Annotated in this window: 8 protein-coding genes and 3 pseudogenes; 6 read left to right on the forward strand and 5 right to left on the reverse strand. The window is 66.5% G+C overall.

Annotation, left to right across the window (positions count from 1 at the left end; all coding sequences use genetic code 11):
• The coding region (locus tag CC117_RS06815; protein WP_157905364.1) for a transposase at positions 1-411 on the forward strand (411 nt) is incomplete at its 5' end.
• Between the two features lie 90 nt (positions 412-501).
• Here the strand turns inward: CC117_RS06815 and CC117_RS06820 are convergent.
• Complete coding sequence (locus CC117_RS06820; RefSeq protein ID WP_071082905.1) at positions 502-1,179, reverse strand: IS6 family transposase; 678 nt, start codon at positions 1,177-1,179, stop codon at positions 502-504.
• Between the two features lie 133 nt (positions 1,180-1,312).
• Between CC117_RS06820 and CC117_RS06825 the strand changes: the two genes are divergently transcribed.
• The 4 genes and pseudogenes from CC117_RS06825 (at position 1,313) to CC117_RS06835 (ending at position 4,308) form a co-directional block, all read left to right on the forward strand.
• Positions 1,313-1,810 carry an NUDIX hydrolase gene (locus CC117_RS06825; RefSeq protein ID WP_071082906.1) on the forward strand — a complete coding sequence of 166 codons (498 nt, stop codon included), beginning with the start codon at positions 1,313-1,315 and terminating at the stop codon, positions 1,808-1,810.
• A 175-nt stretch (positions 1,811-1,985) separates the two neighbouring features.
• Entirely contained in the window at positions 1,986-2,714 is a 729-nt protein-coding gene (locus CC117_RS06830) for a phosphotransferase (protein ID WP_198541759.1), read from the forward strand.
• Between the two features lie 110 nt (positions 2,715-2,824).
• A pseudogene (locus CC117_RS40360) lies at positions 2,825-2,957 on the forward strand (IS630 family transposase); the annotation flags it as partial.
• 235 nt (positions 2,958-3,192) lie between these two features.
• Positions 3,193-4,308: an ABC transporter ATP-binding protein gene (locus CC117_RS06835; protein ID WP_071082908.1), complete on the forward strand. Its 1,116-nt coding sequence runs from the start codon at positions 3,193-3,195 to the stop codon at positions 4,306-4,308.
• Between the two features lie 198 nt (positions 4,309-4,506).
• Here CC117_RS06835 and CC117_RS37290 read toward each other — a convergent pair whose 3' ends face one another.
• From CC117_RS37290 to CC117_RS40365, 3 genes and pseudogenes are all read right to left on the reverse strand, one after another.
• The gene (locus CC117_RS37290; RefSeq protein ID WP_071082909.1) at positions 4,507-4,794 is read right to left on the reverse strand and encodes a transposase; all 288 of its coding nucleotides are present in this window, start codon (positions 4,792-4,794) and stop codon (positions 4,507-4,509) included.
• 16 nt (positions 4,795-4,810) lie between these two features.
• Positions 4,811-5,275, reverse strand: coding sequence for a TetR/AcrR family transcriptional regulator (locus CC117_RS06845; RefSeq protein WP_071082910.1), 465 nt, complete (start codon positions 5,273-5,275; stop codon positions 4,811-4,813).
• A pseudogene (locus CC117_RS40365) lies at positions 5,276-5,482 on the reverse strand (hypothetical protein); the annotation flags it as partial.
• 14 nt (positions 5,483-5,496) lie between these two features.
• Between CC117_RS40365 and CC117_RS06850 the strand changes: the two are divergent.
• Positions 5,497-5,898, forward strand: a complete 402-nt coding sequence (locus CC117_RS06850; protein ID WP_116287715.1) for a hypothetical protein — start codon at positions 5,497-5,499, stop codon at positions 5,896-5,898.
• A gap of 160 nt (positions 5,899-6,058) precedes the next feature.
• On the opposite strand, the pseudogene CC117_RS06855 reads toward CC117_RS06850, so the two are convergent.
• Positions 6,059-7,162 (reverse strand): annotated as a pseudogene (locus CC117_RS06855) (transposase).
• Positions 7,163-7,240 lie beyond the last annotated feature (78 nt).

The following is a 7,240-nucleotide window of genomic DNA, read 5'->3' on the forward strand; positions in this document are numbered from 1 at the left end:
GTGGTCACCGACACCCTCGGCCTGCTGCTCGCCGTGACCGTGACCGCCGCTCATCTTTCGGACAACACCCTGGGAACACGCCTGCTCAACCAGACGAAGGAAACCTGGAACACGATATCCAAGACCTGGGTCGACAAAGGTTTCAARAACACCGTGGTCGAGCACGGCGCCGCCCTCGGCATCGACGTCGAGGTCGTTCCCAGAAAAACCGGGACCCGCGGCTTCCACGTCATCAAACGACGCTGGGTCATCGAACGCAGCCTGGGCTGGCTCATGCTGCACCGCCGCCTGGCCCGTGACTACGAGACCCTCCCCGCCAGCTCCGAAGCAATGATCCACATCGCCATGATCGACAACACGGCCAAGCGCATAACGGGCGAGACCACACCCACCTGGCGAGACCCCCGATAGAACATAAGCGGCAATCAAGACAAATCGAACACCCACTCACAGTTGCGTTACGGGGAAGCTGGGCATGCCAGCGGCCGGGACGGCTGACGGTCAGACTGCGACGGCGAGTTCGGTGAACGCGGCTGCCAGCCTCAACTGTGGGTTGGTGTCGATCCCGAGTTCGTAGTGGCCTCGGCGAATGTTCTGGATCAGGGCGTGGCCGGCGCTGATCGTCTGGACGGACCGCAGGCGTTTCAGTCCGCGCATCGGCCGCAGCCGTGCTTTCAACCGGCCGTGATCGGCCTCGATCCGGTTGTTCTCCCGGACAGCGTTGACATGGCAGGCCTCGGGCAACAGCTCGTCGAGGATCCTCGGGTAGACAGGCGCCTTGTCGGTCGTGACCTCCACCGGCCGACGCCCCTGCGTCAGCGCCCGAACGAAGAATCGCCGGGCGGCGGCCTGGTCACGGCGGGTGCTCGCCAGGACGTCGATGACCTGGCCGTACTGGTCGACCGCCCGGTACAGATACGTCCATCGGCCCGCGACCTTCACATACGTTTCATCCACGAACCACCTGTCACCCGGCCGGTGCCGACACGGCCGAGCTGCCTCGACCAGCAGGGGCGTGAAGCGCTGCACCCACCGATAGATCGTGACATGATCCACATCGAGGCCGCGTTCGGTGAGTAGCTCCTCGACGTCCCGATACGACAGCGCGAACCGCAGATACCACCGCACCGCCAGGACGATCACCTCCGGTGGGAACCGGAACCCCGCGAACTCCGACACCGGAACCGGTGGACAGCCACGACGTCGACGCATCACTCGATCATGACCGATCGGTAGCCGCAGGACGACGGACTCCGCCGGTGCAACAGTGCCAACGGAACTGATCCGTTGGATTTCATCCGCATGCTGTGCGATGCTCTTCGCCGTGGGAAGGATCATCGCGGAGGACACGTCTGGTCAGCGGCTCATCGACTACCGCCCAGGCACCGAGCCGCGGGAACGTCTCATCGGTCGGGCCCCTTGCACGCTATCGCTCGTCGTAGTCCAGTTCGACAACGAAGTGCTGTTCGGACTGAACCGATGGCGCCAGCAATGGGAGCTTCCCGGCGGCATGATTGAACCTGCCGAGACACCACGACAGGCTGYCCTCCGCGAGCTGTGGGAAGAAACTGGCCTCACGATTCCAGAACAAGAGCTCGTCTGGTGCGGATCCGCCATGTTCGAACTGCTCGATCCGAGGCGGGTCGAGCATGCCGCGGTCTACTCCGTGCATCCAGGGATTCGGCCGATCATCGCCGCTTCGGATGAACTCGTTCGCCTCACCTGGCTGGACCTTGACTCAGCCATCGATGGTCTCTCGGCCTTGGATATCGCCATCGCGCGATTGGTCGCGCACTCGAGTGCGCCTTAGCTGGTAGCGAGGGAGTCGTGCCGTCGCCGACGGCTCGCGGGACGGACTCGAATGCCCGACGACAGCGAGCCTGGTCGCGGTGTGGATGGCCATGACCGGCCGAGCACGCCGGCTGACCCCAGCAATCCACTCTCGGGCATGCCGGGGTGAGCCTAGGGTCTTGTAGGGTCGTGTGGTGGGTGACCTGCGGCGGGTCGAGATCCTCGGCGATGTGGTTGTTCGTCCGAGGATGCCGTGGACCTCCACGGTGCACGATCTTCTGCGCTTCCTGGTAGCGRAGGGTTTACCTGTACCGAACCCTGTCGGGTTGGATGACCGGACCGAGCGTGTGCAGATCGTTCCGGGGGACGCGGGGCAGCGGGCCTGGCCGCATCAAGTGCATGTGGATGGAGTTCGCTCCGCTGGTCGGCTGTTGCGCCGGGTGCATGACGTCGCGGCAGCATGGACGCCGCCGCCCGACGCGGTCTGGTCGGTGCCGTTCGAGCCGAGCGAGGTCATCTGTCACGGCGACCCTCAGCCGGCGAACATGGCGTGGGTGAACGGTGCGGCGGTCGGTCTGTTCGACTGGGATGCCGCTCGCCCGGCGCCACGGATTTCTGATGTGGTGTACGCGCTGGAATGGCTCGCCCCCTTCGAGAGAGATCCTGTTGAGCTGGCGCGGCGCGGTTTCGAAACGGCGCCCGACCGAAGGGCTCGCATCACCGCGTTCCTTGACGGATATGGATGGGACGAACCCTTCGATGTCATTGCCGCCGTGCTCACCCGGCAGCAGCAGGCAATCGACGAAGTGATGCACCTCGGGGCGGCGGGGTACGAGCCCCAAGCCACGTGGGTCGAGGACGGGTGGCCCGACAGGTGGCTCACGAAACTGGACGTCACTCGCTCTCTCTCCTCGGAAGTCTGAGCGGTCCCGCGCGGCGGCTGTCTGTCGACCTGCCGACGGGTGCCGACGGGTCGGTGTCTCGCCTCGGAACGACAGCCGCAACCACATTCGTCAGCGCGCCGCCTGGGTGTCAACGATCCTCGGGGTCGGTGGTGACCTGGCGCCGGACGCGGATGGTCCTGCTCTCGGCGCACGGCATGACCCCAGCGAAGATCGCCGAGGTGACATGCGCGTCCCGAGGACCGGGTCCGCGACGTGATCCACCTGCGCGCACCTCGACACACAGGGCCAGCGGAGCTCCGTCCCTTCGTCGTCACACCCCAAGCGGCGCTCACACTTCGTCTTGGGTACGGAGCGTGACGAATCGTCGCCGGTGATGACCCGTTGACATAAAGCCACCGGTGTTTTACCTTAACTTGAATCGCCGAGGTCCCCATTCCTGGCGGCTCCGTTCACTCGGATCGTCCGGCACGTTCCTGCCGGTGAAAGGTGTGCCACAATGCCAACTGTCGAATTCGCCAAGGCGACGAGGAACTATCCCGGCGGGTCGTTACCTGCCGTGGACACGCTGGATCTCCAGATCGCCGACGGGGAGTTCCTCGTCCTCGTGGGCCCGTCCGGGTGCGGGAAGTCCACCTCGCTGAGAATGCTCGCCGGGCTGGAGCCGGTGGACTCCGGCCGGATCTGGATCGGTGATCGTGACGTCACCGATCTCCCGCCGAAGAGCCGGGACATCGCCATGGTGTTCCAGAACTACGCGCTGTATCCGCACATGGACGTGGCCGAGAACATGGGCTTCGGGCTGAAGATCGCCGGTGTCTCCAAGGAGGAGCGCCGGCGGCGGATCGCCGAGGCCGCGAAGCTGTTGGACCTCGAGCCCTACCTCGACCGGAAGCCGAAGGCGCTCTCCGGCGGGCAGCGTCAGCGCGTCGCTATGGGGCGGGCCATCGTCCGGGAGCCGCAGGTGTTTCTCATGGACGAGCCGCTGTCCAACCTCGACGCCCAGCTGCGGGTGTCCACCCGGACCCAGATCGCCTCCCTGCAGCGGCGTCTCGGGATCACCACGGTCTACGTCACCCATGACCAGGTCGAGGCCATGACCATGGGCGACCGGGTGGYCGTCCTGAAGGATGGCCGCCTGTGTCAGGTCGATACCCCGCTCGCCCTGTACGAGCGGCCCGCCAACGTCTTCGTCGCCGGCTTCATCGGCTCGCCCGCGATGACTGTCACCGAGGTGCCGCTGCGGGACGGCGGTGCGCAGATTGGCGAGGCGGTGGTCCCGCTTCCGCGGAAGACCGTGCAGGCCGCAGCGGACGAGGGCTCCACTACGGTGACGCTGGGCTTCCGTCCCGAAGGACTGGACGTCTGCGGTGACGGCGAGGGGTTCGCCGTGACGGTCGACCTCGTCGAGGAACTCGGCGCCGACGCGTATCTCTACGGGACGATGATCGTAAGCGAGGAGGACCAGCGGAACGAAGGCATGCGGAACACGTCCGTCATCGCACGGGTCGCTCCTCGAAACGTGCCCCGGAGAGGTGAGAAAGTCCGGCTGCGCCTACGCGAAGGAGCGCTTCACGTGTTCTCCACGAAGACCGGACAGCGGCTTCTGGGCTGAGTCGCTTGCTGGTGCATTCCCGGTACGTCCCATGGCGGTTTTTCTTCGTGGGACGTACCGGTCCGCTCCCGGAGTAAATCAAGGCGGTCGCGTTCGCGGGAGATTCGCCGCTTCCCCTCGCGAAGAATCCGCACAGGCGGGTGGTGGCGAGTCTTACAGGCTACGCGGTTGGCTGGAATCTGTAATCAACTACAGTAATCACGGTGTCGGGCTGGCGGTGATGACACTGCGTAGCCAGGACGGCTGGGTGGATCGGGAGGCGGCGTAGCGGGCTCGGCGTTGCTGGTGGGTGACATTGCGCAGGCCGAACGCGACCCGGTARACAAGTTTGATCAGCCATTTGATGYCGTCGGTGCTGGCGTTTGACAGGCTGTGCTGAACAGCGTTGATGATCTCGACGCGCCAGGTGGAGATGGTCTCGGTGAGGGTGACGATCTCGGGGACGGTCTCCCCGACGGTCGCGCAGTAGGAGAAGAACCTGCTCAAAGCGTCGGCTATCGCACTACGGTGGGCCGGACGGCCGATGCGGCGGGGAGACAAGCGCAGAAACGTCGCGGAGGTGTTCCTTGGCCCGCCAGGCGGCGCTGAGCTGACGGCCGGCGTCCCCGAGGTCGGCCAGGGTGCACAACAACCGGCCGCGCGGGCGGCTAGTACTAGGGACAGGCGGACTCCCGTCGGCGGCGATCCAGCCGGCCACGCCCGTGACAACGCGCTGGTATCGCTCGACGAACCACCCGTGCGCCGGATGCTCGACGGCCGACGCCTCGGAGCTCAGCACCGCGAGCAGCCGCACCAGGTGAGGATGCTTCTGCCCAGTCTCCGCGAGCCGCACGATCGTCACCCGCAGCCCGTCGCGCGCTGGATCGAGATCGATCGCCCTGACTGCTTCCGAGTCGGCATGCTCCAGGACCGCCTCCAACAAAAGCTCCTTGGACGAGAAGTGGCGCATCACGCTTGTGACGCTCACACCAATGTCCTTGGCGATTCGGCGAAGCGACCCGCCGGAGTAACCGCGTGCTGCGAACACGGCCGCGGCCGCCTCGACGATCTCGCGCTGCCGCTGAGGAGTTTTCGCGTATACGCCCCGGGGCGATCCGGTCGCGACGGGTACGCATCCCTCTCTGTCGGCCTCGGGTGAGACGCTCGCTCGGTGCGGGTTGGCTACAGAGGGCATGATCGGAGACCTTCGTGTTCATGGAGCCGGAGCCGCAGGAGCAGGAGCAGGCGAGCACGTCGGCACCGCGGCCTGACCCTGCGCCGCGCCCGTCGTGGCGGGTGTTCARCACGGCGTACAAGCTGCGGACCGTCACCRAGTACGAGAACGCCCCGCACGGAGAGAGGAGCGCGGTTCTGCGCAGGGAAGGGTTGTTCTCCTCGCATGTGGTGGAGCGGACCCGGGCCCGTGACGCGGGCGCGTTGGGAGGAGGAGCACGTGCGGTGGCGCAGGGCTGGGAGAGAAAGCCGGTGAAGTCGGCGGAGCAGATCGAGTTGGAGAAGCTGCGTCGGGAGAACGAGCGGTTGAAAGCGAAGATCGCGACGACGGAGACTGTGCTGGATATCATGGGAAAAGCGCGCGTACTCTTGACTTGAGATTTAACATTTTTTCTTGCGGCTCGGCTTCGCGGGTATGCCTGATTTGCGGAGTTCTGACCCGAGGCGGTGGCGTGGGGCTGGGGTGTTCCTGCCCCCGGGAGGGCGTCCGGGGCCGGGGTGGCTGGTTTTCGGTAAACGTGCCGGGGTGCCCAGGCGATCACGCAGGTGTCGAAATGCGCGGCGGACCCGGTAGGGCGTGAGGGGCTTGCCTGGGCGGGGTCGTTCCCAGGGCCGGCGCAGGTCGGTGGCCAGGTCGCGGGCGAGGCGGAGCTGGGCGTAGGCGGCGATGAGCAGCCAGGTCCAGCGGATGGCCTGCTCGGGATGACGCAGCCGTGCCGCGGTCCATCCGAGCTGGGATTTCATCAGCTTGAAGGTGTGTTCCATGTCGAAGCGGCGCAGGTAGGCCCGCCAGCACACGTCCAGGTCGGGGGCATGAGGGCCGGAGTGCCACAGCCACATGGCGCGGTGCGGGCTGCGGCCGTCGGGGAGCCGTTCCACCCGCACTTCGAGGACGGTGCCCTCGATGATCGGGAGGTGGGTGAACAGCTCGTCTCCCAGGCGGGCGAAGTAGCCCGAGCGTGCGACCCTCTGGTGCATGCGGTGCCAGGCTCGGACCTCGACCCGTCCGTAGTTGGTCGTGTCGGGCACGATCAGCAGCTGGTCGGGGCGGCGCAGGTTCATCGCGGTGGCGAGGGCGAACCGCTGGCCGTGGATGCCGTTGCGGCCGGGGCCGGGTTTGCGGGGGGGCGGGCCGGCCGTCGTAGAAGACACGGTCGCCGGCGATCCGCACAAGTGTCTGCACCGGCAGGTCGCCCAGGGCGTGGGTCAGCGCGGCGGCCGCGTATCCCTGGTCCAGCACGAACATCGGCGCGGCCTGGTCCGGGGATGGCCGGCTGTCCAGGCGTCGGGTGAGGTCGCGGATCTGCTCGGCGGTCGAGGTCACCGGACAAGAGTCCTGCGGCAGGCGGCGGGCGTCGACCGGCAGCGTCCACGAGGAGCGGCCCCATTCCAGGGCGGTCACCCATTGGAACTCCCAGCCCGGCACGACCTTGCGGTCGCCGTCGCAGCGGCACGGCGCTTAGTGCAGGCCCCGGTCAGGTGAGCACTCGGCGTTCGGCCGTGGGAAGGTCGTCACGTCCACACCGAAGATCAGCGGACTGTCGGGTGGGAGCTGGTCAGCGAGCGGGTCCCGCAGCCGTTCCTCATCGACCGCTCCCTGCGCGAGCGCGTCATAGAGGGCTCCGTGACTACGGCGGAACACCGACGCTAGTGCGTTGACCGCGATCCTTTTCGGTTTGGTCAGGCGGCGTGTGTTCGGGGGCGTCCCCAGCGTTGTTGG

It is taken from the genome of Parafrankia colletiae (genome assembly GCF_001854655.1).
In the GTDB taxonomy this organism is placed as follows: Bacteria; Actinomycetota; Actinomycetes; order Frankiales; family Frankiaceae; genus Parafrankia; species Parafrankia colletiae.